The following is a 25633-nucleotide window of genomic DNA, read 5'->3' as shown; positions in this document are numbered from 1 at the left end:
CAGCCAGCGCAGAAGTTTGGCGACCCCGCGCCGTCGCCCGGCCCGGGTGGCGTTGACCGCTGGCAAGAACGGTGGCGCCGTCAGCCGACGCAGCACCTCATCCGCCGACTGTGCTGTCGCCGGCCACCACGCCTCCGCAGAGCGGGGCGGGAACCGTTCCCGCAGTACGTTGTTCCGCGCCCTGGCCTGTTCGACTGTTGCATTCGCGGTCTGCAGTTGTCGGCGCGTCGAGTGCTTCGTGGTGATGGTCATGAAGACCGCCCGAACAGCACGTCCAAGGCTTCCGGGTCGTAACCGGGTGCCGGAGGCGGCGGCACCGGCTCGGCGTGCCGGTCTGCCCGCCGGGCGTGGTGAGCCAACACCTGGGCCACGACCTCGTCCTGGCGCGGCGCGAGGTAGATCTCGGTCGTGGTCAGATGCGCGTGCCCGAGGACCCACTGCACGTCGGTCAGCGTCAGCGTTGAGTCACGCACCATGCGGGCGGCGGCGCTGTGACGAAGGTCGTGAAGGGTCCAGTCCGCGCCGAAGGTGGCGTTTACCCGCTCGAACATGCGGTGGGCGCCGTGGTAGGTAAGCGGCTGAAACGGACGCCGCAGCGTCCACCACACTGGCTGCGTCCGGCCCCGCGGCACCAGCCCGTGCAACTCCTGCTGGTAGAGCCGCAGCCATACGAACGCGTCCGCCGAGGCCGGCACCTGCTGCCGTGCTCGGGAGCCCTTCCGCACAACGTTGATCAGCTGCTGTCCCGGGTCGATGTCGCAATGCCGAACGCCGATCAGCTCCGAGGCCCGGACTCCGCTGGAGATCCAGAACGCGATCAGGGCCCGGTCCCGGTTCGACGGCAGCGCCGCGAACAGCGTGTTGAACCACTCGTCGGGGATCGAGCGCGGAATCCGGCGCGGGACCGTGGGTCGGTAGCGGCCTGTCCGCTCCGGCGCCCAGGCGTCCATCGGGTTGTGGTGTGCGTGCGCGCGGCCGGAGCGACGCGCCAGGTCGAGCGGGAACGGGTTGAGCAGCGGTCCGGATCCGGCATCACGGTGCAGGTCGTAGAACCTGCGCAGCACCGTTTCGCTGTGGGCGACGGTCGACGGGGCATAGCCGGGCCCCGGGGTGGTTTTCCCGGTCACCGGGTTCGAGGCGCCGACGGTGCGGGCCGGCCGCCGCTTGCCCGCGGTCGCTCGCGGCTTGACCGTCAGCTGGATCCAGCAGCTGAAATCCCGAGCGTCCACGCGCGTCGCTCGATCCCACGGCACTTCGACCGCGTGCAGGAATCGCCACCATCGCAGCAGGTCCATCCCGTAGGAGCGGACGGTCGCCGCCGCCTTCCCGGCAGCGAGCAGTTCCTGGAAGAACACCGCGACCGGCGCCACGGCCGCGCCGTTGGCGTCGACGAGCCGGTAGGGCTCGTACCGGTCGCCGGCCTCCATCAGCCGACCCCACCGAGGAACGGCCAACCTCGACAGATCCCGCTCGGGCACACGATCGTCCATCACGACCGCAGACCGTACTGGGCCGCAACCTCGCCTGTGCCCTGAACTGCACAATCAACCTGGTTCGTTCAGTCAACGGGGCGTGTTCGTGGATGCAGGGGGTGCCGAACGCGCGGCCGCATGCTCCGATGGAGACTTTGCGCCGCTCGAAGTGGCCGAGGAACTCCTGCCATTCCTCGTCGGTGGGGACGCGGTATTCCTCGCTCGGGCGGAGCGACCTGCGGCGGGCGAGGAAGGCCATGTGCGCCTGGATTGCCTCCTCGGGGTAGACGGCCTTGTAACCGAGAGTCACGTTGATGTCCTGGTGGCCAGCGATCACCTGGGCGATGTGCGGCGGCAGCCCGTTCAGGATGGCATCGGTGATGAACAGCCGGCGGAAGTCGTGCGGTGTGTAGCGCAGTGGGTCGCCGGTAGCGTCGGTCAGGCCCGTGGCGATGAGTGCCTGGTCCAGCATCGTGCGGACAGTCTCGTCCGTGAACGCGCGGTCCTCGCCGGAGATACGTCGTTGGAACAGCAGCGGGGCCGGCTCCTGCCACGTGCATTCGCGGCGGTCGTAGGAACGGACCAGGGGAACGGCGCCGGTGGTTTCCCGGGCTCGGCAGATGATCGCGCTCAGGACGTCGGCGAGTTCGGGGCTGACCAGCAGCAGCCGCTCGGTATCCGTCTTGGACGGGACGATCTGAAGGAGGGGGACGAGTTCACCGGTGGTGGGCAGCCGGTACTGGACCAGACTGTGGTGACTGAGTTCGAGTAGTTCTTCGATGCGGATACCGGTGGCCCGCAGGACCTCGACCACGGCCCAGGTCCAGAAGGCGCGCTCGTCCTCGAGTCCCAGATCACGGCGTTTTCCGGTGTCTGGGTCCTCGGCCCAGATCCTGCCGGCCGTTCCGTGCGGAACCACGGCGCGTACGAGTTGCTGACCGGCAGCGGTGAACTCCTCGGCGGGGGCGGCATGCTGGGCGGCTTCCAGTACCCCGGCAGCGTCCTTGCGGCGCTGGTCGACCGTGCGGACGAGGATGGGCAGGACCGGCAGGCGCTCGCGGGTGCGGGCGTCCATCCTCGCCTTGCGCCGCCGTTGTACTTTGCGGTTCTCCAACTCGTCAGCTCTCACCGGGCTCGGTGCCACCCATGGGCCCCAGCGGCCCGGATCTTCCAGTGCCCACTGGGCGATATCGAGGTAGAAGGCCCGCACCTGGGTGAGCGTGTCCCGGTGGTTGAGCCGCTCGACCTTCGTGCTCGTGCGCCTGCCATCGGGGCCGGTGACAGTCTTGTCCTTGGTACGAATCCTTTGCTTCCACTGTCCGATGACGTCCGGAGCAATGCGGAGACTGACGGCGTCGGGATGGTGGTGCTCGATGTCCTGCCAGAAGCGTTTGCCGAGGTGGTAAGAGAGGGACTTCAGACTGTTGTAGTCCAGCGCGGGCTGTCGTTCACGGAGATAGTCCACCAGCAGGTCACGGACGGGACGGCAGTGCAGTCCGTAGCGGTCGATCAACTCCTCCGGGGTCCGTTGTCCCAGGTTGCGGACCTCGCGTAGATTCTGCGGGGCGCCCTCTCCGAAGGCTCCGAGTTGGTGCAGCAGCCGGTAGAACACCTCGGTCCCCGACATCGTCCGCTTGAGCACCGCGGCTTGGGTCTCGAGGAGTTCCAGGACGTCGCCGACGGTGATGTCGGCCAGCGTGCCGCCCTTCGCCGCGAGGATGAGGGCGCCGCGGCAAAGCGCCGTGCTGACGGCGCCTGGCCGCACCCCCTGGGCTTGGGTGCCCAGTTCCCGCAGGCGCTTAAATCCGCGTGGATCGCGGCTGTGTGCCATGGAGCGGACCAGCACTCCTTGGCGGCTGGCTCCAGCGGCCAGCCAGTCCACCGACGGCCGCAGCAGCTCAGCACTGATCACTGTCGTCAGAGCCCGGCCCACCACCGGCATGCGCCAGGCTGCCTTCAGGCCGCGCTCGTGCAGCCACTGCTTGATCACCGGCCTCCAGGCGGCGCCGGTCTGCTCGATGCCGCTGGCCCGCCACCGTTCCTGCCAGGTCTGCCCGGGCTGGTCTTCCAACCAGTCCAGCACCATGACGATGCCATGTTTGTGGTGCAGTTCGCTGCCAGGATTCTCCAGTGTGAAGGGCGAACGGGACAGCAGCCGGGCCGCCTCTGTTCGGGAGCGCTCGGTGCCCGGCCAGATGTCCGGAACGGTCCGGGCGGGGAAGCGCTGCTGGGCTGCCATGGAGCGGGTGAGTTGAGGCTCCATACCAGCGGCCGGTGTGCGGGAGTCGGCACGTGCCGACAGGGTGATGGTCACCGGGCACCGGCTCCGAACAGCACATCGAGACTTTCCGGCCGGTAGTCGGCGGCTGGAGGCGGGGTGACGCGGGCGGCTGCCTGCCGCGTCTGTGCGGCATGGTGGGCCAGCAGGCGCCGGATCACCACTTCCTTGCGAGGCGTGAGGTAAAGCTGTGTCGTGGTCAGCTGGGCATGGCCGAGGACGAATTGGACATCAGTGAGGGGGAGGCTGGGGTCCTCGGCCATCCGGTAGGCGGCGGTGTGCCGCAAGGCGTGCAGGGTCGCGGAAGTTCCTGCCTTGGTGTTCGCCCGCTCGAACATGCGGTGAACCGCGTGGTAGGTCAACGGCCTCGACGGTGAGCGCAGGGTCCACCACAGCGGGAGACGTCGCCCGCGCGGGATCGCATCGTCCATCTCCAGCTGGTAGAGCCGCAGCCAGACGAATGCATCCGTCGAGGCGGGGAGTTCCTGGACTTCCCGGGTGCCCTTGCGGACCACCGAGATCAGCTGGCGCCCCGGATCAACGCCGGCCTGCCACGTGCTCAGCAGTTCGCTGGCCCGTGCACCGGTGGAGATGTAGAAGGCGACAAGGGCCCGGTCCCGGTGCGAAGGAAGCCGGGCGAAGATCTCGTTGAACTCCTCGTCCGGGACACTGCGGGGCACCCGCTCGGGCACTCTCGGCCGGTAGAGCCCGGCGCGTTCGTTCCGGGCCGGATCCATCGGGTTGCGATGGGCATGAGCCCGTCGGCCACGACGTGATCGGTCCAGCGGGAACGGGTTGAGGATCGGCCCGGTGCCGATGTCGCGGTGGAAGTCGTAGAAATTCCGCAGCACCGTCTCGCTGTGCGCTCGCACCGACGGCGCGTACGGCTTACCTCCTGCTGTCCACCGGCCCGCCTTGCTCGGGCGTCGCCAGTGCGGACGCCTCGGCTGCCCGGCAACCTGAAGCCAGCGGGAGAAGTCCCTTGCCTCGATCCGGCTCGCTCGGCCCCACGGCACCTCGACAGCCCAGAGGAAGCGGAACCAGCGCAGCATGTCCATCCCGTAGGAACGGGCCGTCGCTGCCGAACGACCGGCTCCCTGCAGATCTCGCAGGAAAGCGCGAGCCCCCTCAACCGGTTCTCCGGCCGGATCGATGAGCCGGTAGGGCTCCCACGAATCATCCATGGCCACCAGTTCCCCGACCAGCGGGACGGAAAGGGCGGCCAGGTCTCTCGATGCCTCCATGGCCGACTCAACGACGCCCTCTCCACAAGGTCACTGACCTGCGAAAGCTCCGCCAGTAGTTCAGTCAACAGGTCGGCGTCCGTGCCGCGCTTGTACTCCACTTTACCGACCGCAGGAGCTCGTGAACCGGCTCTGAACTGCGACGACTCATAGACTACATGTCCGCGACGGGGAGTTGTGGCCGTTGTTGGAGCTCCCTGGAAAAGGCTCTGGTCGACATGCCGGGACGGTCACGATCGCCGCCCCTGGCCATCACGGATCGGGGCGGAAATGCTCTCGTCATGCTCGTACGGGGACCGACTCCGTGCTGCTCGCGGCCCTGGCCTTCGTGTCAGCGCAACCGGAACATCTGGACCGGATGCCACGCGGGGGCGACCCTTCCAGGTACTCGTTGAGTAGATCCCGCGACGGAGCATCCCCGCGGGCGCGGGGGCGACTCGCTCTTGAGGTGGCCGCCGTCCTCCAGCTGCGGAGCATCCCCGCGGGCGCGGGGGCGACTTGTCCGTAGGTGGCGGTGAGCCCGGTCTGCTCGGAGCATCCCCGCGGGCGCGGGGGCGACCTGCTCTCCCTGGTGGGTGTCGGCGGATCCCTGGGAGCATCCCCGCGGGCGCGGGGGCGACGTCCTGGCCCCAGCAGTGGCCACCGACACGCAAGGAGCATCCCCGCGGGCGCGGGGGCGACCGCTCACCCCGCGAGTTCCGGGCCGTCTCGTACGGAGCATCCCCGCGGGCGCGGGGGCGGCAGCGCGGCCGCCGTCGAGTACATCGGCCACCCCGGAGCATCCCCGCGGGCGCGGGGGCGACCTGCGGATCGTCTCCGACGAGGTCTACCGCACCGGAGCATCCCCGCGGGCGCGGGGGCGACTGGGTGACGGCCTGGCGGGCTTCCGCGCGGTACGGAGCATCCCCGCGGGCGCGGGGGCGACCGTTCGGTCGCGGATTCGAGCTGGCCGCCGGCCGGAGCATCCCCGCGGGCGCGGGGGCGACCTCCGACCTCGGCGAGGGTCAGTTCCCCGGCAAGGAGCATCCCCGCGGGCGCGGGGGCGACGACACCCGCGCAAGCCTCCCGGCCGCAATGTGCGGAGCATCCCCGCGGGCGCGGGGGCGACACTTGCTGAGCTGGAGCTTTACGGGGCGGGGTAGCTGTTTTCATTTAGTTGCTTCTTGGGGCGGGCTGAGAGGATCAGTCCGTCGAAGTCGACGGGTTGCCAGCGGTCGCGGCCCGCGGTGCGGACGGCCCAACCCTGTTCGTTGGCGGCGGGTTCGATGAGAACGGCCTGGCCGTCGCCGATGCGAGTGGCCAGGAGTTCCCAGAGGCGATCGCGGATGCGACGGCTGGGGTTGCCGACGAATACGCCAGCGCTTGCCTCGACCATCCAGCGTGTGAGGTGTCCGCGGAGGCCTTCTGGGGCGGCGATGAGGATGATGACGGTCATGGTGTGGGTTCGGTGTCGTTGATTTCGGGTCCGATGACCGCGATGTGGTTGTCGGTCATTCCGTGTGCCGACAGGTCTGCGTGGCTGGCGTAGTCGGTACCGCCCGGGACAGTGCCGAGGTGCTCGTCCCACAGGAGGTTGGCTTCGGGGTCGTCGAAGTCTGTTCCTTCGGGGGTGAGCAGGTTCTTGACGTCGGTGACGATGCGGCTGAGGAGTTTGTCGCGGGCGATGAGGTCGCGGAGGCCGAGTCGTGCGTCGCGTTCTTCTGTCAGGCCTTGTGCGGCGAGGTCGAAGGCGAGTGGGATCGTGTATTCGGCCTTGTAGAGGTCGGCGATGTCCATGACGAAGGATGTGGCTTTGCCCGTGTGGACGAAGCCGAGTCCTGGGCTGGCGCCGAGTCCGATGATGACGGCGTGGCAGATGCCGTAGAGGGCTGCGTTGGCAGCGGACAAAAGGCGGTTGAGGTCGTCGCCTGCTGCGAAGGCGTCGCCGGCTTTGTAGACGCGGCCATTCCAGGGGACTCCGGTGCGGTCCGCTTGGGCGTGGTAGTACTTGCGGATGCGTGTGCCTTCGCGGCCGCGAAGTTGCTGCATGGTGAGGGTGGAGACGTCCTCGCCGGGGAAGCGCATGCTGTACATGGCGCGGGCGACGGCGAGGCGTTCCTTGGGGCGGGTGACGAGCCAGGCTTGGCGGTGGAGGAGGCCGGCGCCCCGACTGGGGCCGAGGCCGGCTGCGTACATGCGGACGCCTTGTTCGCCGACCCAGCACACGGTGGTGCCGGAGTCGGCGAGCAGGCGGATGGCGCCGTGGGTGACGCGTGTGCCGGGGCCGAGGAGCATGACGGCCACCATGGCTGCGGGGACCCGGACGGTTTGCTGCTTGTTGATGATGACGACGGCGTTCTCGTCGCGGTCCAGGTGGCTTCGCTCGACGTAGACGCTGGAGACGCGGTCGACGAGGCGGTGCAGGTCCTGAGGGTCTGCCTTCCACCAGATATCGGGCACGGGTGTTCATGCCCTTTCGGGGAGCGGGGCGAGGGTGAGCAGTCCGCAGCCGTATGCCTTGGAGGGGCCGATGCCGGCCAGGAGGCGTTCGGTGAGGAGGGCGGGGTCGGTGATGCGCAGGCGTCCTTCGAAAGTCACTGCGTTCATCACCACGTGGGCCTCCTTCGCGGTGACGGATCCTTTGCTGAAGGAGCGGTGTTGGCGGGTCGTGATGCGAATGTCGCGGGGTGGTTCGTCGTCCGTGTCGTGGGTTCCGTCCAGGTGGGGGGCGGTGGGGATGTCGAATCCCCAGCGTGCGGTGCGGGTGAGGAACCAGCTGAGCTGGGCTGCGGCGGTGCGGTGGCCGATGCGGAAGCTGCGCCTGTCGCCGGCTTCGATGCGTTCCTGTTGACGGGTGGTGGGTTTGTCGGGCCGGTTGGTGTTCTGGACGGGGTTGGCGGTGAGGCGGAAGGCGAAGCTGCGGCCCGGTGCCAGTTGCTGTAGAAGTGGGGCGTAGTCGCGTACGGCATAGTGCTCGCCGTCGGCGCCGGGCCACCCTGCCTGTTCGACCAGGTGAGTCCAGTCCGGTTTGTCAGTGGTGAGTACGAACAGCTGGGGGCGGTGGGGGTTGTCCGGGTCGAGCCGCCACAGGGTGCGTTCCTGTTCGGGCAGGCCGGGGAGGCCTCCTTGGACCGCTGCGTGCATGGCGCGCGGGCTGGCAAGGAGTTTGCGGCTTTCGGCGCGCAGGGGGTTGATGCGGATGCGGGAGAGATAGGGCATGTCGGTCACCAGCCCAGGAGGGCGAAGGGGTCGTGGCCGCCGGTGGTCCGGGGCCGTGCGGGGTCGGGTGTGAGGCCGGTGGGGGCTTCAAGGTAGGTATGCCGGGTACGGCGGGTGGTAAAAGTCCGGCTCGTGGGAGCGAAGGACAGGGGGACGTCGTCACGGACTTCGTCTCCTGCCGGGTCGTCGAGGGTGGCGGGAAGGTTGATGTGCGCGGCGTCGCCGTTCTCGCGCCCCCACCGCTTGCGTACCGCGGGGGCGGCCTGCCAGGGCTCCGCACGCAGCACGTCCTCGAGCGAGCCGGTGCGCTGTCCCAGGGCCAAGGGCTGTGCGGGTACACAGGATCGGCGGCCGAGGGCGAGGGGGAAGGCGGGGTGGCGTACGGCGTGTTCGAGGGTAGTGATGAGCTCTTGGGGACCTTGTACGGCTGCGAGGAAGACGGCGTCCTGGAGGTAGAAGCGCTGGGTGATGTGTGTGTGTTTGGCGGGTGAGGTGGGTTTCTGCAGGCCCTTGGCGGTCACGGCGGCGGAGAGGAGCGGCTGGCCTCGGTAGTCGCTGACAGTGTGGTAGTCGCGCAGGATGCTGCCGGGCTGGTCGATGCGGATGCCGAGTCCGAGCCCGGCGAGGTCGTCCAGGGCGGCATAACGGGAGCGGCCAGCGGCGGCGGCGAGGAGTCCCGCGACTCCGGATTTTGTGGGTTCAGGCCGGGTTTCACGGCGGTTGACGGTGCTGCGGTCGCCCCATGACTGGAGCGGGGCGGCGAGCCGCAGCAGGAGGACGGAGGTGTGGTCGGGGGGTGTCACGCCTGTTCCCCCGGGGCGGTCGTGATGCGGGCGCGCAGGGTGGTGCGCAGGTCGGCGAAGGTGACGGGTTCACCGAAGGCCTGGGTGAGGGTTTCAGCGGTGTCCTTGGTGCGCGGTTCGCGGTTGGTGAAGGTGTGGCTGGCCGCTCCGTAGAGGGGGGTGTCGCCCCATACCTTTGTGGCGGTGATGTGCTCCTCGGCGAGGCGGCGGACGGAGTTCGCCTGGATGCCGGCTTCCGCCGCGACGGGCTCTTCGAAGGCGGAGACCAGGTTGACGGGCTGGTCGGTGCGCACGACAACCGCGACGAGGCTGGGCCGGGTTCGGTGGGCGAAGGAGTTCTGGTAGCCGGTGGGGACGGACAGGGCGAAGCTGTCGACGAACCGGTCGAGGGCGTCGAGGGCGGCTTCGGTGTCACCACCGAGGTTGTCGGTGAGCTGGGCGAACCCGACGGTGGCGTAGCGGTAGAGGGTGGCGGAGTTGAAGCCGATGGTGCCGATCATCCCGGCGCCGGTCTCGTCCTGTTCGTTCTGGTCGTCGACGGCAGTGAAGTAGTCGAACTCGAGCTGAGTTTCGTGGGTGGAGATCGCGTGGGCCACCTGTACGGCGGCGTCGACATTGAGCTTAGGGATGTCAGCGACCATGCGGCCGAACAGGGCAACGCCCACGGGGTGTCCGGTCTTGAAGTTCTCTGCGACGGGCAGTTCCTTGACTGCTTCGGTCAGGGCCTTCTCGTCCAACGCTGCGAGGTCGGCGGCGCGGTCCGTCACGAGGGCGGCCACGGCGTCGAGCTGGGCGTTGCCGTAAAAGAGGAGGTAGGCGGTGTCGCCGGCCTTCTTGCCCTGGCTCAGGCCGAGCTGGGCGAGCACGGCGGCGGCGATCCGGTCGGCGTCGGCGCGGTCCAGGCTGGTGTTGCGCGAGATCCGGGTGATGAGTTCATTGGTGATGCGCTTGGTGCGGGTGGCGCGGTCGGGCTCAGGAGCCTGGGCGTCGAAGTGCTGGCGGGACGCCCGCTTCCATGCCTGGGAGGAGACGCGGGAGCGGCGGACTCCACCGTAGATGGCTTCCTTGGGGTTTCCCTGGTCGTCCCGGTTGAGGTTGGCGGGCGGGACGGTCTGCACGACGTGCACGTCGATGTAGAGGCGCTGGGTCATCGGGTTGCTCCAGGTCGTGTGAGTGAGCGGTAGTCGGTCGGTCTGTGGTCGGCACGCGTGCGGGCGCGCAAGCGGGAGAAGAACATCTGCGGCAGGGCGGACGCCAGGTGTGGTAAGAGTCAACGGCCGGATCGCGGAGCCGTTGCCCTCTGGGTCCAGCCGTAGTAGTCCAGGCCCCAACGACGGCGCACGCGGGAACGTGACTCGGGCCGGTTCCAGTCGTGGATGTCGGAGACCAGCCGGTTGTAGTCGAGGGGCTGCTTGATGTCCTTGAGCTGAGTGACCAGGCCTCGCAGCCGCAGCTGGAGCGCTGCCGTCGAGGTTGCGGAGAACGCCTGCTGGAAGCGGGAGTCGACTGCCTCGTCACTGGTGCGGTCGTGGCGTCGGAGTTCGAGCATGGACCTGCCGAGGCCGACTCCCTCGCAGTGCATCGGCCGGTCCTGGCTCTGCTGGTGCAGCCCGTAGAGAGCGAGCGCAATGTGCTCGGCTTCCTGCTCGGCCGAGACCTCCCCGCGGCGGGCGGCGAAGTCGTCGACCGGGCAGGTGTAGAACGGAAACATCTCCAGCACGGTTCCGGCGGGGCGGCCCAGCCCTCGGCGCAGAACCGCGAGGTCCTGCCCGGGCGGGCGTTTCTCCGCCGCAGTGCCGTTCTTACGGTGCCAGGTGCCATCCGCGGCGATGTAGCGGTGCCAGATTCTCTGCTTCGCGAGGTCTTCTTCGGTCATGACCGTGTCCAGACGTGATGAGGGACGCTGTGTCGCAAAAAGGCGTGGTGGGACGCCCCGGAGGGCATGGCCGGATGGCACCCGGCCAGGGCATGGCGGATGCGGGGCGCCTCGCAACGCGCCTCGTCGCCTACTGGCTGTCAGGGTTGCGGCAGTTCCGCCGAACGGCGTCGGCCCGGTGGAGGATCTCCGCACGGCGCTTGAGGAAGGAGGCCTCGGCCAGCGAGACGCGATGCGTGCGCTCGGGCTTTCCCTCCCCCTGGGAGATACTTCTCCCCACGAATGCTCCGACGGGCACAGCCTGCAGGAGGCGGTCAGCGACCTCCCAGCTCCGGCGCCAGGCAAGTTGCTCCCAGGCGAGCTGGCCCGCCTCGATCCGCTCCAGGTCCTCCACCCCCCTCGTCCCGGTCAACAACCGCCGCACCAGAGGGTCCAGGGCGTGCAGGACGAGCTCGCCGGGGCGCTGTCCCTTGTCCCAGGGGATCGGTTCGGTGCCGAGAGCACGCCGTAGATCAGCCGACAGATGATTGACGGCCGTGGCCAACTGCTCTGCCTGTTCCGCTACTTCGAGGAGCGCGGAGCGGACGTCGCTGTCCGCTTCGAGCGCGGCCAGCGGGAGGGGCAACGCGTCGAACATCACGTCGTCGATGACGGCCGACTGATTGCCGTAAGCAACACCGGAGAGTTCCACGCGCAGCGGATAGGCCTCGCCGAGGTCGGGCGCCAGGGCGCCGGCCTGGTCCAGGAGCTTGCTCGTAGCGAACCCGCTCGTCTTCTCCCCGGCATCCCGGGACTGCCGCTCGGGTGCCAGGAGAGCATCGAGCCCGCGCCACGCAGCCTTCCCGGGCTGGAGGCGCAGAGGACGGCGCGGCGGCGTGGTGCCGCCTTTGCTTCTACCCGCGCTCCGGCTGCCGGTCGGCTCCACACGCCACATGGCGTGCGGCTCGGTTTCGGGTGTGTGAGGCATCCGGTCCCCCGCAGCGACCAGTACTCGCGTCACCCGCAGGCCTTCATCGGTCGCTTCCGGGAAGAGCCGGATCCGGCGGGACTGCCAGGTCCACAGGTCCAAGAGCCCTTCGGGTGCCCGTTCCTGCCACTGGGGAGTACCGGCCGAGCGCAGATCTGCGGGCTCGCGCCTCCTCCACTGCGGCAGATCGGTCGACGTCGGCGGTGCCCCGACCGGGAGGTTCAGCAGCAGTGTCTCGAACAACGTCGTGCCGACCAACAGGGTGACGCCCATCTGCCCGAGCGGCCCGGTCGGATTCCCGGTGGTCTTGCCCGCCTTCGCTTTCGGGTCGCCCACGGCACCCGTTTTGATCGCTGCGGTGTCCCAGCACTGCGTGTGCAGCAGCCAGTGCGCCGCCTGCGCCGGAGTCAGCGAGAAGGCATCGCCCTCCGTACGCGAAGCGAACAGCGGCACGTTATTGCCAGTGGCGGCGGTCGCAACGATCAGCCCGGCATTCTTCGTCTCACCCTTCGCGGTACACAGCCCGGCGACCTGCCCGAAGGGCTGCGCCGGATCGAAAAGGTCGAACAGCCCGCGGTGCGCGTCCAGGTACGCCTCAAGCCTTAGACGCTGCTCCTGCGACCACCGCCCCGTGGAGAACCAGTTCATCCACTCGCGCTCGTCGGCCGGACGGCCCAGGGCGTCGAGGACCACGGGCAGCAGAACTTGCCGGAACACGGCCGGCCTCTGGGTGGGGGCCTCCACCACCAAGTCGCCGAACTCGTGCGCCTCCAGCAACGCAGTACACAGCGAGCGTTCCTGTGCCGGCCCCCCCACGGCCGGCGGTAGGAGCAGCCAAGGATCGTCCCTCAGGGAAAAGCCATGAGCCATCAGTCCCCCTCAATGGAAGCTTCTATGTTTAACGCTAGCAGCGGCGTTGAGGCACACGCATGCCTTCTCCACAATCAGGTGCAACAATCCCGCCGTTGCCCCCGCAGCCAACGGGCCGCCATGGCCGGACTGCGGGGATGATCCCCTTCTCTGTTTGCACAGCAGACCGGGAATCACGTCGCCCCCGCGCCACGCGGGGCACCGAGCCGCCGGGCGCCAGCCCGGCGGCTCGCCACACCCCTTGAGCCCAACTGCAGCCGCCCAACCGGCCACGGACCCTCTACACCTGCCGGAGCCCGAACTCGTCGTCGTACGACACCGTGAAGTCGCCCAGTTGGGCCCTGCGCGAAGCATCCAGCACCAGAGCACGGCTCCGGCGCAACCACGGATGCCCGTGCCAGCCGGGCAACGGCCCCAACTCCGAAGCCAATTGCGTGAACTTCGACGGCAGCCGCACCACCGAGCCCAGCACCTCATCCAGCACATCCGGCGCCACATCGCCATTGACGCTCAAGGCTCGCCCCGCCAGCGTCCGGAAGACCGAATCACCCTCATCCCGGACCACCAGGACGACCTCGACGGATTCGTCACCGTCGCGAACCGCCGCCTGCAACGAACCCTCGTCGCTGCCCGCGGTGGACCCGCCATAGTGCAGACCCGCCAGCGTCCGCCTCTCATGCTCACCGTGCGGAGTCAACAAGAACTGCCGCGCCTCCTCGGCACGGGCTCGGTCCCGGTCCTCCTGCTCCCGGCAGGCAACCTCACCGGCCTCCTGCCACGCCTCGGGCAGCAGCGACGCATCCGCCCCGTACACCTTCTCCACCAGCCCAGGCACATCTCCCGGAACCGACCACACCTCGCCCGCACCAGGCAGCACAGCAGCGGTTCGCAGCAGTAGATGACGCCCGTAGATCATCTCGCTGGCAAACGCGAACGCCGGTTCGCGGCCCTCCCGCAGCTCGAACCCGGTAACGAACACCCGTGGCACGCGCAGCCTGTCCGGGCGCCACGTGTCCTCATGCCGGTGCAGCCGTCCTACGCGTTGCAGCAGAAGATCGACGGGGGCCAGATCCGTGACCAGCATGTCGGCATCGACATCGAAGGACTGCTCGGCAAGCTGAGTTGCCACCAGGATCAACCGGCCGCCCCGGGGTCGCGGCGTCCGCGGGCCCAGCAGGCGCAGACTCTCCTCCGTCAGATCGGCACGCCGGGCAACAGTGAAACGGGCGTGCAGAAGGCGCACTTCGTCATCACCAAACCGCCCGCGCAGCTCCTCGTAGAGACTCTGCGCCCGCGCAACGGAATTGCGGATCACGAGCGCGGTCCCTCCATCGACGAGTTCGCTCGCCAACAGGTCCCCCACCCTCGCATCCGCCTCGCCCTGCAACCGCTTCCGCTCCTCACGCGAGGACCGAGCACCGGGCACTGTCTCGGGCACTACCCGCACCACCACGCCGAGGCCCTCGCGCCAACTGTCCGTAGCATCCACGTGAACCTGCGGCTCCCCCGAGGCGGCCGACCATGCCGCCGTGACACTCGGGTACCCCGGCGGTTTCGGCACCTCGACCCGGAGCTCCTCACGTGACGCTGCACCAGCCAGATACGCCTCAACCAACGCCTGGCGCTGCGTGGGGGCAAGCGTCGCCGACAGGACGAGCACCGGCACCCCGGCCTGGCCCAGCCAGCGCAGCGCCTCCCGCAGAAACTGGCTCATGTAGACGTCACACGCGTGTACTTCGTCCAGAATCACAACCTTGCTGGCCAAACCCGCCATCCGCAGCATCACATGCCGCGTACGGGTAGCCGCATACAGAAGCTGATCGACCGTACCGACCACGAACGGGGCCAGCAGCCCACGCTTCGACCCCAGAAACCACTCAGCAGGCGCCTGCCGCTCCGGCACGCCGCGCACCTCAGGCTCGACGCCGTATGGGTCGTCGCCCAACCCGAACTCATCCACCCCGCAGAACGCCTCGTCCGCATACGCCCCCGCGTCCTCCAGCAGAGCTTTCCACTCCCGGTTGAACGCTCTCTTGCCGTGCAGCAGCACTACCCGGGACGCAAGTTGCCCTTCGATCGCCTCCACCCACCGACGTGTGCGCGTGAACATGGGATCGCTAGTCGCCTGGGTCGGCATCCCCACGAACACGCCATCCGCGCCGAACCTGGCCGCCAGGACTTCCGCCGCAGCCTGAGCAGCCTCCGTCTTGCCCTCACCCATCGGTGCTTCGACCACCACAAGCCCCGGACCGCCCATCCGGCGAGCCGCCTCAACCACCATTACTTGCGAGGGCCGCGGCGCATACCCAAACCGGTCCCGGAACGCCTCGGGCCCTTGCACCTCCAGAGCCCCCCAGCCGCCCTGCAGCCCCAGAGCCTTCCACGCCGAAGCCGCCCGCTCACGGGAAACATCCAGACCCACCAGCCGCAGATCGTCCATGCCCACGAAGAAACGCTCGTCACTCGCGATCCAGTCCGCCATGACCACCAGGCCGCTGAGCTGCAGCTGGAGCGCCCTGGACGGAACCACCACCGGCTCCACCTCATGGAGCGCCCCGAACCCGACCTCCTGGGTGAACACATCAAGCAAAGCTTGCTGCACCCGACGCCACACTCCCCTCCCCCGCAACTGACCCTTCGCCGAACGAGGCTCCTGCACATCCCGAAGCGAGGGAAACGCACCGTGATGTCCAGCCACCAACGGCCACACCCAGTCCAACTGCTCCGCATCCCACCCAGCCTCGGCCAGCAATTCTCGCGCCATCAGCCCACCGGCCCAGTCGTGACGCCACCGCTTCTGCTGCTTTGCCCCCGCCACAGCAGCCGTCTCAACCCACGTCAGCCCCGACCGACGCACAGCCTCCGCACCCTCCGGCCACAAACGCTGATGCGCCGGCGTCGCCTTCCCGCAATCGTGAACCCCGCACAACCAGGCAAACAACCGCCGCCCCCGCCCCGGCCCACCCGCGACCTCATCCAGCGCCGACCGCGTCGAACGCGCAAGGAACCCGTCCCACAGCAGTTCCGCAACCGCCGCAGTATCCAAGAGGTGCGCCATCAGAAGGTTCGTCCTGCCCCCCGCCCGCTCCCGCGACTTCCCCCACAACCTCTCCAGCGCCCGCACCACAAACAGCTCGTAACGCCCACTCAACTCCCGAACATCCACCATGCCCCCACGCACTCATCCAGAACTGAGCACCAGAGCGTAGAGGCCACCACTGACAACATGACTTGACCTGCGGAAACACCCAGATCCCGGAACCTGAGAAACTACGATTCCCGCGGCGCGGGGGCGACTTCGCCATAGGGGGTCGACATCTCGATCCCGACCGGACCATCCCCGCGGGCGCAGGGGCGACCTCAAGTTCGTCGGCGCCAAGACCGCCACCGTCGAACCATCCCCGCGGGCGCGGGGGCGACCTGCCACAGGTGCTGACCGTTCGCGTCCTTCAGCGGACTGTCCCCGCAGGCGCGGGGGCGACTCGGATGCCGTCGGCTACGGCCTTGAGCGCGTCGGACCATCCCCGCGGGCGCAGGGGTTCCGCAACCACTACCGCGAAGCGCTGGAAGAGGTCATCAAGGCCAAGAGCGACGGCAACGCCCCGCCACACCGGCCGACGAGGAGCGCAAGAACACCGGCGATGTCATCGACCTGATGGCAGCACTGAACGCCAGCGTGCAGCAGGCCCCGCACGCTGAGCATGCATCAGGTACGTGACCAAAGCCGGATCACCGCAGCCGTGACGGCGCCATGGAAGACATAGGCCCTCTTGTCATAGTGGAACACTATAGGGCACCGGCTCTTCTCCCGGATCAGTACCAACTGGCGTGGCAGGCCGCTGACCAGCCACGAAGTCGTGGTCAACACCATCGGCGCCACCACGACGCGCACCGGGCTGAGCGTCCACGCCGAGTTCGACCCCGGCACCTACCCCACCGGTCTGACCTTGTCCGACGCGGTGATGGACTCCTTGCCGCTGACCGAGCACGAGTGGCACGGGAAGTGGAGCTACACCCTGCGGCCCGAACCGCCCGCTGCGGTCGAGGCGCCGCCCAGTGAGGATCGGACCCAGCCGGAGGACCGATCCCCGAACTGGTTGCACCACCCGGTGATCTGCGGCATGGAGACACGCGAGTTCGCCGCGCTGCTGGCCGATGTCGAGCAGTACATCCTCGACCACCCTCCCATCAGCCTGCACCACAAGCGGGCCCGGCACCGCACCTTGCGGCGCGGCCCGCTCTCGCTGTCCGACCGGCTGCTGGCCACCGTAATCCGATACCGCTGGAAGACACAAGTCAGGGCACTGACGGCACTGTTGGGCTCACCAAGGCAGGCAGTCGGCGACGCAGTCCACGAGATCACCCCGGTCCTGAAAGGGCTCAGCCACCCCATCAAGCCCGCCCCGATCACCGCAGCCACCGCCCAGGACCTCGCGAACCTCATCAGACAGGACAGCACCAAAACGATCAGCCATTAATCGACAGCTCCCTGCGATCAGACCGACATCGCGCATTCAATTCCAGTAGCCGTTGTTACTGCCCATTCCCGCCCGATCCCGGAGGAGGTCCAAGCGCAGGACGTTGAGTTGCCGATCGCTCATCTGAACGATTCCGAGAGACCTGAACTCGGCGAGGATTCGATACGTGGTCTCCCTGGTCGCACCAATCGCCCCGGCCAGCTCACGCTGACTGAGTGATACAGGCAGCGTCACCCCATCCTCCGTATGAATACCGTACTGTTCAGCCAGTTCGAGCAGCACGGAGGCGAGCCGCGCCGCCACAGGCGTCGTGGCGATGTCGGCTCGGCGGCGGTTGGCCTGTCTCAGCCGACCAGTGAACATCCGAGCCAGTCGGCTGAGCACGTCGGGATGTCGGTCGAGAAAGTCCTGAAAGCTGACTCGGCTGAGGACCAGAGCATTCACTCTTCCCACTGCAACCATGCTTGCCGGACGTGGCCCACCGTCAAAGAACTCGGTATCACCCAGGAGATCGCCCGTTCCCCGTAGACCCACGAGAAACTCGCCACCGCTCGCCGAGAGCGCGGTCACTTTCGTCCAACCGTTCTGGATCAGCATCAGATGCCCGCTGGAGTCACCTTGCCTCAGAATGACATCCCCTTGATCAAATGCCTGGGTCACTCCGAGCACCAGGAGTGCATCCTGCTGCGCCGGAAGAAGTTCAGCCATCAATGAGCCCACGGGCCAGGACTGGCGCGATACCGACAGGGGCTGCTCGGAAGCGGCCTCGGCCGGCCACGAACTCGGGGAAGGAGAAGCAGTGGGACGGCCCGTTTCCCGGTCCGTTGGCAAATCGTCGTCATGGATGTCATCCGGAAGCTCCGACGTCTGGGCCACGGCCGATCGGGGGACGTCCCAGAGACGAACGATCCTGTCGTAGCCAACGGTCGCGAGGACACTGCTTCCGTGCATGTCTGAGAAAGCAGCCATGGCGAGCACTTCAGCGGGGCGGACGGTGAGACGGGCTTTGGGTGTCCCGGTGTGGTCGCGTCCCCTCAGGCGGACCGCCCCGGTGTAGTCGGCGGTAGCCAAGAGTGGCGGTCCCCCGTGAGGATCCGAAATAGCGGTGATCGCCCTGCCTGGATAGGACCGTGCGTCGAGGTGGATGCCGAGGCGGGTTCCTCGCGCCGGGTCCCACAGACGCACTCGGCCGTGGTAGTCGGCGATGGCCAGAACAGCGCGTCCGTCCGGGACCTGAAAAGCAGTCATGGTCAGCACGTCAACAGGAGAAACCCTGAAGGAGGTTCCAGCGGAACTTCCGTCGGTGGAATCCCAGAGGTGAACCATGCCCGAGTAGTCGATGGTCGCCAGGATGGTTCGCCCTAGGGAGTCCGGGACAGCCGCCAGGGCAAGGACGCTGTCGGCTGGAAGCGCGAAGGGTTCGCCCACCATGCTGCCAGTCTCTGGATCCCAGAAGCTCACCCGCCTGTCAGAGCTGAAGGTGGCGAGAAGGACGCGGCCGTCCGGACGGCTGAGCGATGCCATGGCCACCACAGGATCCGGAACTCGAAATACCTGGGCCGGGGCAGCTTCGACGGAAGCCTCCTCCGGGGCCGGCGGCGCTGCCCGTGGGTCGCCCTGGCCACGAGGCGGCTCGGCATCAGCCTTCAGCGGTCCCTCGCGATGCCCGCGAGGTGAGGCGCTGTCCGAGACGGTCTCGCCGGACGGTCGGGAGATCTTCGCCAGCCCGGCAGAGACATCGGCCCACGTCAACTGGTCTGGAATGCGCGGCATCATGCCGGCCATGCGTTCCAAGTCGTCCCTTTGGCGCGGGTCTGCAGGGTCGAAGTCCGTTCCCAAGGCAGTTTGCAGGAAAGTGAGATGTTCCTGGCGTTTGAGTGGCCCGAGCGCGACAACCGTGGCGCGCGAGTGCCGCCATCGGAACACGCCCGTCGTCGCCAGAACGCAGCCCGTGCCGGCCGATGGAAAGCCGTACGGCAGTACTCCCCCGGTGCCCGCGTTGGCAGTCCGGTAGTCGCGTGGCCAGTTGGACACTCCGTCCAGGACCAGCAGCCAGTCCCGATGTTCGGCGAGCGCCTTCCATAGTCGGTCGAGGGGGGGCAGTTCATCGACGCGTAAGCCCGCTGGTGCCAATGCATGCCACAGGCCCAGCAGGCCCTCCCGCAATGATTCCCGTCTGCGGGCGTTGATCCAGTGGATGAAGGAGTGCCGGTCGCCGTGAAGGCGCACATACTCCTGGACGAGCCGGTTCCGGCCCATCCCCGGAGTGCCTTCGATGATCACGAAGGCGGGTTCGCCGGGGGTGGAGGGCTCAGGCCTTCCGGATGTGCTGAGGGAGGCTCCGACAGCCTCCGTGACGGTGGCGAGTTCGTTCTGGCGTCCGACCATGTACGGCAGATCGGGCGGGGATACGGCCGGGCGCACCGCAGTCAGCCGTTCCGTTCGAACACCGCGTGGGCGTGCCTGCTCCCCTGCCAGAGGACGGACGCCTGCCTGGGGACGTGCCCCGGCCGCCGCCTCCAGCCGATGCGCCAGCGACCGATGCTGGCCACCCGCACCTCGGAGTACGGCAACAGCCACCTCGGCGAAAGGCAGGCTTTGTTCAGGGAGCGACCGGCCCGTGGCCGTGTTCTCGCTTTCTCCCACCAATGCTGCAAGCGCCCGGAAGTCGAGCGTTCCGCCGAAGGTCTCGGCGACGCGGCCGGACACCTTCGCCAGCACCTGATCCAGTACGCGCAGGGACTCTCCGCGCGTCAGTTCGGCCAGCAGCTCTTCCCGTATGCCGCTCCGGAAGTCGTACACCACTTCATCGGGGTCTCTGGGCTGCGCTGGCCCGCCGCGTCCCTCGACCAGCCCCGACAGGAAGATTTCCGCGAGATCCGTCTGCCCGGAGCCAGGCACGGTGGCCTGCTGCACCAACCGCATCACCGGCAGGGCTCAGGGGCGCCGCCGCGAGATAACAGGCCAGCCGGTACGCGTTTGGAGAGCAGCCGCTGCGGAAGCGCGCGACCCGGACGGCGGCGGAGGGTGCTGGGCCCTCGGCCCGATTCGGAAGCCGCGGCCGGCGTACTCCCTGCACGGGCGCAGCAAGCATGGGCACCCAGCCTGCGGTTCGGCCGGCTGCAAGTTCGGCCCAGGGCCCGAGCCAGGTGCCATCCACTTCCATTACGGGTAGCCAGCGCACGGCCGCCCGTTCACCGGCGCCTCGGATGCCTCGCGGGATGCCCGGCAGGGCGGCCTCGGAACGAAAGGTGGTACCCGGTCGCTCCGGGTCCGCGGCCCGCGCTTCGACGGGCGCGGTGTGGAGCGCTGTGCGGTGCCACAGCCGTCGGGGCAGTACCTGAAGGGCTGCGGTCGGACGGGTCCGGGAGGCCCTGGCGAGCATGTCGGGGAGTTCGGTCCCGTACCACGCGGGACCCACGCCGTCGGTGAGAACCAGCACGATCCTGCGACCGGTATGGTCCGCCAGTGGCCGCTGCCAGGGCGTTGACGGGTTGGACCCGGGCGTGCCGGTGGGGTGCCGCCGAAGGAAGGGCGCCAGTCGGGGCGTCGGCTGGTCGGTATTCAGAGCCCAGCAGCGGACGTTCGAGAATGCTCCGTGGACCTCAAGCGCGGTGTACAACTCGCTCGCCAGATCGTGCCAGACCACCATGGTGGCGCCGGTGTCCACCAGGAGATCCACGGAGAAGCGTGGCTCTCTGGCGGGTGTCCAGACCGGGAGCAGGTGTCCGGCCTCGCTTGTTGCCTGGGCGGTGGCCTCTTCGTCAAGTCGTGGCGGGCCGTTGGAATCTGCCCATTCCCGTAGCGGGCGCAGCGCTCGTGACAAGGCCACCACGCCGGTCAGGGTCGGCGGCCGTGCCACCTGTACGACGTGAGCGCGGCCGCCGTCCGTCGTCCGAAGGGTTTGACCGGGGAGCCCGTGCAGCCGTACCCGCGGCTCCTCGGGTCGGCCGTTGGCCGAGTCCGTAGGCTGCGAGGTGCTGTCGGTTGCCGGCCGGGCGGCCGTTTGATCTGTCGAAGGGCCGCTCGTCCCCCTCGGCGCGGTCATCGCGTCGGCGAACTCATCCGGCTGGTTGTTTGCATCCGTCCTTTGAGTCGGAACGACGGCGGGCAGCGGTGCCAGTCCGGCCAGACGGGAGATCCACAGCACGTCCGCTACGTCCTCCGGGTGGAGGCTGCCGTGCTCCTGGGCCAGCAGGTCGGCCAAGGCGTCGCGCAGTGCGTGCCGTTGTCGTGGCCGTTCAGCCACAGGCATTCACCCCTCGTTGAGCGGACGCAGCAGTACGTCGCGAATGACACTGCGCCCGAGTTCGCTGTCCCATAGGCCACGTTCGGCCATGAGCAGGGCGTTGAGCAATTGGTCATTGGCGAGTTCGGCGCCGTTCTCCCGCTGTCGGCGGAGAAACTCGGAGATGAGTACGGCTCGCGCAGCCTCGGTTTTCACGCCTCCGCCAAGGTGCGCGGCGACCATGGCGGCGAGGCGCTTCTCGTCCGAGGGCTGGATGTCAAGGCGCACGCAGCGACGCAGGAAGGCTGTGGGGAATTCCCGTTCGGCATTGCTCGTCAGGACGACGAGGGGGAATTCCGCGCAGCGCACCACCCCGCCCGGCACTACTGCGGTGCGTTCCGCATCTGCCGTCATCACCTCTTGGTCGCCGGGACCGAGGCGGGAGAGCTCGGGGATGTCGAACTCTCCCTCCTCGAAGACGTTCAGCAGATCGTTGGGCAGGTCGATGTCGCTCTTGTCGATCTCGTCGATCAGCAGCACCCGTGGGCAGCTCCACGGGAGCAGGGCGGTGCCGAGCGGGCCGAGTCGTAGATAGCGCCCGATGGCGGGCGCTTCCCGTGCTCCGGGACCGCCCACAGCACCGTTGTAAGGCGTGCCACCGCCCCGGATCCCGGCATCGTGGAGCCTGCCGATGGCGTCGTATGCGTACAGCCCGTCGCGCAGGGTGGACCGGCTGCTGATCGGCCAGCGCAGCACTGGGCCGAGGCCCAGTTCATGGGCGACCGCGTAAGCGAGGGTGGACTTTCCAACGCCGGGCTTACCCGTGATCAGCAGGGGCCGCCGTAGGTGCAGTGCCAGATTGACCAGCTGTACTTCCCTTTCATCTGCCTGGTACGCCGCTGCCTGCTGCACGCGACCCAGTCGGCGGGCTGTCCTGTCTGCCGAACGCTCCGCCGGGGGCGGGGCAGGGTGAAGGGCAGGGTCGGACGGGGCACCGAAAGTGCGCCAGGCCGGGGCCGCCGGAAGCTCGGAGATCCTGGAATGGGGCACCCCCGTGCCCGTGTAGATCCACCAGTCCTCGGCCATGCCTACCGCCTCACCGTTCGTCGTCATCGGGCCATCCCTCATGCCATCCCCACGTAAGGACTGTCCTGCTCAGGGTCTACGCAGTCCGGGTCGTCCCACAGCAGGGTGATGTTGTTCCGCACGTCGGTCGCGCCCCCGGCACGACCGTTCCTGCGGCACTTGAGGACAGTGGTGGGCAGCTCCGCCAGGCGGGAAGGATTGTGCTCCCGCAGTACCTTCATCAACTCCGACGCCTCGCCGGGACCACGCCGCCACAGCAGGACCGGCACGCCATCCGTGAACATCGCGTCGTCCACCGCCGCACGCGCATCGGGATGGAGCCCGTCATAGGGGGTCTCGAGACCCATACATGCCAAGCTCGGCTGTTCGGCGAGCCATGGTGCCAGGCTTGTCGCCTCTGCGTTGTCCAGCTGAGGCCAGCCGATCCTGTCAAGGGCGTCCGCTTCCGGGCCCTGTGCCTGGAGGTGATTCCACCGTGCGCGCCATGGCTCGACGTCCAGCCAGGCATCGGTGTACCGCTCCAGCGAACGGACCACCACCGGGTGGTGGTGTCCCAGGGGCCGGTGGCTGGCACCCGCGGACCACAGTTCGGCTGCATGGCCTAGCAACGACCGCGGGAGCAGGAATTCGACCCTGACCGTGTTGCGCGCGGCACCGCGCACCGCGCGTGCCAGTTCGGACCAGCCGGCCAGACGGGCGCTTCCGGCCCCGATGAGCTCGCTCTTGCGGAAGGATTCGGTGCGGCCAAGGGTGCCGATGAGTTGTATCGGCCCATTGAGAAGGGGCTGTCGGTAGTAGGCGGCTTGCAGCCGGTAGCGGCCGTCGTCGATGTGCTCGGCGTCTTCGGCCTCCAGTCGGACCTGGACGATCAGGCGGCTGTCTTGCGGAGTAGCGCCGTTGTCGTGGGCGGAGGTGTCCAGGGCCGCTCTCGGAGAAGTCCTGGGAATGTTCAGGCGGTCCAACAAGGCGCGAAGGGTGGCAAGTTCCCCGTGCAGTGGGGGATCCGCATGAGTGCTGAACGCACGGAGAAAGCCGAGTAGTTCGTCGGCATCCTGCTCCCCACGACGGTCGGCGAGGCGCACCATGATTTCCGGTAGCGTATCTTCGCCAGTCAGCAGGGTGAGGCGGCTGCCCGAAGGGAGGTAGCGCAGCAGCTGCGCCGGCCTCGGCGGTGCGGAGAGTGCCCGCAGTATCTCGATGACCTGTAAGAAGTCGTCCGTGGGGAGCGGCATGGACCGGCCCAGCGTGAGGACGGTCAACTCCAGCCACTGCAGCTCGCGGTCCCAAGGCGCTTGCGAACGCAGGGCGTCACACAGCGATTCCAGCGCCCGGTGCGGATCCGGGCGTGAGCCGATCGTGTGCAGGATTCTCCGCAGGTGGGCGCGTGACTCCCCGATCTCCCAGACATCCGAGTTGATGCCCGCAGATCGTGTGTCCTGAGCCATCTCCTCCAGCACACTGTGGCGGAAATCGAGGCGTGACATGCCCTGGAAGCTCAGAAGCACGCTGGACAACAGGATGTCCGCCCGGTGCGACCACGGCATGCGACGTTGCAGCTGCCCGGGCCGCGTCGCGCCGGAATCCTCGCCGTCCTTGCAGTGCAGGCGGCATGCCTCCGTTCCACTCACGCGCCTACCTGCCTTCCCATCCGTCGGTGGCCTGCCCGATCAGTATCCTCAGCCGGTCCAGGGCGCCGTCGTACGGGACGAGCTCCTCCATCGCGGTGTACAGCGCCCGTAGGGCAGCTGCCTCGTCACGATAGCGCCGACAACGGCGCACCAATCTATAGAGGTGGTCCCTGCGGTCCGGGCGGTCGTCCACCTCGAAGGAGTGCGGCAGGCCCAGGTGGTCCCCGATCTTGTCCAGGAGGTCATACCTGCTATCCGTGCGCATCATGGCGGGGAACGCCATCAGCGCTTGAACAAGATCCGCATCGCTCGGGGTAGCCGCGGGGACGGCAGACGAGCCGAGGGTTGTCGTTGCCGCGCCCAGGAAGGCGGTCAGCGCACCGAGAGGGACGAACCAGCCGCCTTGGTCGCCCTGGTAGGACCGGCTGCCCTTGAGCACCCCTCGGACCAAGCCGTCCGCGTCCAGCAGCATGCTCCCGCTCATTCCCTCCCGCACCCCGTCCCCGAGCACCCGGATGAAGGCCCCGGAGCGGCCGACGACACGCAGCGCCAATGTGTCGGGCTGCACCCCCGGCGACGGCGTGTGCGTCGAGTACCCCAAGGCCGTCACCTCCGTTCCCGGCTCTGCCTCACCGGCCGCCAACTCGACCACCGGGTGGTCTCGCCATCCTGGGACGGTGAGCGCAGCGAGATCGGGATACGGATAGAACCGGCTTCCGTCGCCGCTGTTTGGCTCCGCCCGGATGTCTCCTTCCGCCACAGGATGGGAACCCGACGCGTGCTCGACGCTCACCTGCGCGGCCGGACCGGGCGTGCCCCGTACGACATGCGCCGCGGTCATCACCAAGCCAGGAGAGACAAGGAATCCACTCCCCCGAAATACCCCTCCGACAGATATCCGGACCGCGCAGCGGTGGAGGGCTTCGCTGTCCCCCCGCCCCAGCCCTAAGGAGGTCACTCGCCGGCCGGTGCAGGGGTGGGCAACGCGGCGAGCGCCAGGGCGGCCTCTCGCTCCCGTCGTTCGGCGAGGTTCCAGGACAGCCGGACCGTCAGCCCCGCTTCACTGCCCGCTTCCGCGATGATTCCAAGAAGCTGACCGGACTTCACCGCCAGCTTGAGGCCGAATTCGACCTCGAAGGAGTCCGGCGACCCAGCCTCCCCTTGGGTCATGCTCTCCGCGGCCCAACGGCCGATGCCCTGCACGGTGCCCCGGACCTGGTCCAGGGTCAAGGCAACCGCTGAACCCAGCTGAGCGGCAGCCCGCTGCCCGGCTCCGAATCCGACATCGCCATAGTTTGACGCCCCATGCTCCGCCGACGGCTCGAACTTCAGCTCGCCAATGACCTCTGCAGTGACGGTAGTGCCGTCCCCCAGGTCAATCGTCATCGTCTCGGTCACCAGTTCCCCCTGCCTAAGGGCTGTCCCGTAAATGATCTGCAAGCTGTGTCGGGTGCCTGGTCGCCCGCGCGGCCGGCTCGCCGATCCGGCGCCTGTGTCGGCTGTTG

At 68.2% G+C, this 25633-nt stretch carries 16 protein-coding genes, 3 pseudogenes and 1 CRISPR repeat array; of the genes and pseudogenes, 1 reads left to right on the top strand and 18 read right to left on the bottom strand.

What is annotated here, in order from left to right; all coding sequences use genetic code 11:
- Window positions 1-248: 248 nt before the first annotated feature.
- From ACIOMQ_RS34840 to cas3, 12 genes and pseudogenes are all read right to left on the bottom strand, one after another.
- Window positions 249-1064 (bottom strand): tyrosine-type recombinase/integrase, encoded by an 816-nt coding sequence (locus tag ACIOMQ_RS34840; RefSeq protein WP_402191860.1) that lies wholly within the window; start codon window positions 1062-1064, stop codon window positions 249-251.
- Window positions 1065-1229: 165 nt separating this feature from the next.
- Window positions 1230-1295: pseudogene (locus ACIOMQ_RS34835) on the bottom strand (integrase); the annotation flags it as partial.
- Between the two features lie 469 nt (window positions 1296-1764).
- Window positions 1765-2547, bottom strand: a pseudogene (locus ACIOMQ_RS34830) (tyrosine-type recombinase/integrase); the annotation flags it as partial.
- 1235 nt (window positions 2548-3782) lie between these two features.
- Entirely contained in the window at window positions 3783-4994 is a 1212-nt protein-coding gene (locus ACIOMQ_RS34825) for a site-specific integrase (protein ID WP_362207528.1), read from the bottom strand.
- A gap of 408 nt (window positions 4995-5402) precedes the next feature.
- Window positions 5403-6102: a CRISPR direct-repeat array (repeat unit 28 nt; unit sequence GGAGCATCCCCGCGGGCGCGGGGGCGAC).
- 18 nt (window positions 6103-6120) lie between these two features.
- Window positions 6121-6429 (bottom strand): type I-E CRISPR-associated endoribonuclease Cas2e, encoded by a 309-nt coding sequence (gene cas2e / locus ACIOMQ_RS34820; protein WP_362207526.1) that lies wholly within the window; start codon window positions 6427-6429, stop codon window positions 6121-6123.
- Window positions 6426-7433 carry a type I-E CRISPR-associated endonuclease Cas1e gene (gene cas1e / locus ACIOMQ_RS34815; RefSeq protein WP_362207523.1) on the bottom strand — a complete coding sequence of 336 codons (1008 nt, stop codon included), beginning with the start codon at window positions 7431-7433 and terminating at the stop codon, window positions 6426-6428. The genes cas2e and cas1e overlap by 4 nt, the downstream gene beginning before the upstream one ends.
- Window positions 7434-7439: 6 nt before the next feature.
- Window positions 7440-8192 carry a type I-E CRISPR-associated protein Cas6/Cse3/CasE gene (gene cas6e, locus ACIOMQ_RS34810; protein ID WP_362207549.1) on the bottom strand — a complete coding sequence of 251 codons (753 nt, stop codon included), beginning with the start codon at window positions 8190-8192 and terminating at the stop codon, window positions 7440-7442.
- 5 nt (window positions 8193-8197) lie between these two features.
- The gene (gene cas5e / locus ACIOMQ_RS34805) at window positions 8198-8995 is read right to left on the bottom strand and encodes a type I-E CRISPR-associated protein Cas5/CasD (RefSeq protein WP_362207521.1); all 798 of its coding nucleotides are present in this window, start codon (window positions 8993-8995) and stop codon (window positions 8198-8200) included.
- Window positions 8992-10146, bottom strand: a complete 1155-nt coding sequence (gene cas7e / locus ACIOMQ_RS34800; RefSeq protein ID WP_362207518.1) for a type I-E CRISPR-associated protein Cas7/Cse4/CasC — start codon at window positions 10144-10146, stop codon at window positions 8992-8994. The genes cas5e and cas7e overlap by 4 nt, the downstream gene beginning before the upstream one ends.
- Window positions 10147-10265: 119 nt before the next feature.
- Window positions 10266-10871: a type I-E CRISPR-associated protein Cse2/CasB gene (gene casB, locus ACIOMQ_RS34795; RefSeq protein WP_362207515.1), complete on the bottom strand. Its 606-nt coding sequence runs from the start codon at window positions 10869-10871 to the stop codon at window positions 10266-10268.
- 130 nt (window positions 10872-11001) lie between these two features.
- Complete coding sequence (casA, locus tag ACIOMQ_RS34790; protein ID WP_362207512.1) at window positions 11002-12708, bottom strand: type I-E CRISPR-associated protein Cse1/CasA; 1707 nt, start codon at window positions 12706-12708, stop codon at window positions 11002-11004.
- Between the two features lie 280 nt (window positions 12709-12988).
- Complete coding sequence (cas3, locus tag ACIOMQ_RS34785; RefSeq protein ID WP_362207509.1) at window positions 12989-15877, bottom strand: CRISPR-associated helicase Cas3'; 2889 nt, start codon at window positions 15875-15877, stop codon at window positions 12989-12991.
- A gap of 610 nt (window positions 15878-16487) precedes the next feature.
- Here cas3 and ACIOMQ_RS34780 point away from each other — a divergent pair.
- Window positions 16488-17186 (top strand): annotated as a pseudogene (locus ACIOMQ_RS34780) (ISAzo13 family transposase); the annotation flags it as partial.
- A 36-nt stretch (window positions 17187-17222) separates the two neighbouring features.
- On the opposite strand, the gene ACIOMQ_RS34775 reads toward ACIOMQ_RS34780, so the two are convergent.
- From ACIOMQ_RS34775 to ACIOMQ_RS34750, 6 genes are read right to left on the bottom strand one after another with little or no spacing between them, the layout of a single operon-like run.
- Window positions 17223-20102 carry a cyclic nucleotide-binding domain-containing protein gene (locus ACIOMQ_RS34775; RefSeq protein WP_362207507.1) on the bottom strand — a complete coding sequence of 960 codons (2880 nt, stop codon included), beginning with the start codon at window positions 20100-20102 and terminating at the stop codon, window positions 17223-17225.
- Entirely contained in the window at window positions 19993-21441 is a 1449-nt protein-coding gene (locus ACIOMQ_RS34770) for an SAV_2336 N-terminal domain-related protein (RefSeq protein ID WP_362207504.1), read from the bottom strand. The genes ACIOMQ_RS34775 and ACIOMQ_RS34770 overlap by 110 nt, the downstream gene beginning before the upstream one ends.
- The gene (locus ACIOMQ_RS34765; protein ID WP_362207502.1) at window positions 21442-22527 is read right to left on the bottom strand and encodes a MoxR family ATPase; all 1086 of its coding nucleotides are present in this window, start codon (window positions 22525-22527) and stop codon (window positions 21442-21444) included.
- Between the two features lie 11 nt (window positions 22528-22538).
- Window positions 22539-24128: a hypothetical protein gene (locus tag ACIOMQ_RS34760; RefSeq protein ID WP_362207499.1), complete on the bottom strand. Its 1590-nt coding sequence runs from the start codon at window positions 24126-24128 to the stop codon at window positions 22539-22541.
- Between the two features lie 4 nt (window positions 24129-24132).
- Window positions 24133-25086 (bottom strand): serine protease, encoded by a 954-nt coding sequence (locus tag ACIOMQ_RS34755; protein ID WP_362207496.1) that lies wholly within the window; start codon window positions 25084-25086, stop codon window positions 24133-24135.
- Complete coding sequence (locus ACIOMQ_RS34750) at window positions 25083-25526, bottom strand: CU044_2847 family protein (protein ID WP_402191797.1); 444 nt, start codon at window positions 25524-25526, stop codon at window positions 25083-25085. The genes ACIOMQ_RS34755 and ACIOMQ_RS34750 overlap by 4 nt, the downstream gene beginning before the upstream one ends.
- Window positions 25527-25633 lie beyond the last annotated feature (107 nt).

The sequence above is a fragment of the Streptomyces sp. NPDC087845 genome, from assembly GCF_044742755.1.
Classification (GTDB): domain Bacteria; phylum Actinomycetota; class Actinomycetes; order Streptomycetales; family Streptomycetaceae; genus Streptomyces.
This window is presented reverse-complemented; position numbering and strand designations above follow the sequence as displayed.

What these genes read in the sequence shown, in the direction of transcription:
- ACIOMQ_RS34765 (WP_362207502.1), bottom strand. Translation starts at nt 22,527, where the DNA reads ATGACGACGAACGGTGAGGCGGTAGGCATGGCCGAGGACTGGTGGATC.
- ACIOMQ_RS34825 (WP_362207528.1), bottom strand. Translation starts at nt 4,994, where the DNA reads ATGGAGGCATCGAGAGACCTGGCCGCCCTTTCCGTCCCGCTGGTCGGG.
- cas7e (WP_362207518.1), bottom strand. Translation starts at nt 10,146, where the DNA reads ATGACCCAGCGCCTCTACATCGACGTGCACGTCGTGCAGACCGTCCCG.
- ACIOMQ_RS34770 (WP_362207504.1), bottom strand. Translation starts at nt 21,441, where the DNA reads ATGCCTGTGGCTGAACGGCCACGACAACGGCACGCACTGCGCGACGCC.
- casB (WP_362207515.1), bottom strand. Translation starts at nt 10,871, where the DNA reads ATGACCGAAGAAGACCTCGCGAAGCAGAGAATCTGGCACCGCTACATC.
- cas6e (WP_362207549.1), bottom strand. Translation starts at nt 8,192, where the DNA reads ATGCCCTATCTCTCCCGCATCCGCATCAACCCCCTGCGCGCCGAAAGC.
- cas2e (WP_362207526.1), bottom strand. Translation starts at nt 6,429, where the DNA reads ATGACCGTCATCATCCTCATCGCCGCCCCAGAAGGCCTCCGCGGACAC.
- cas3 (WP_362207509.1), bottom strand. Translation starts at nt 15,877, where the DNA reads ATGGTGGATGTTCGGGAGTTGAGTGGGCGTTACGAGCTGTTTGTGGTG.
- casA (WP_362207512.1), bottom strand. Translation starts at nt 12,708, where the DNA reads ATGGCTCATGGCTTTTCCCTGAGGGACGATCCTTGGCTGCTCCTACCG.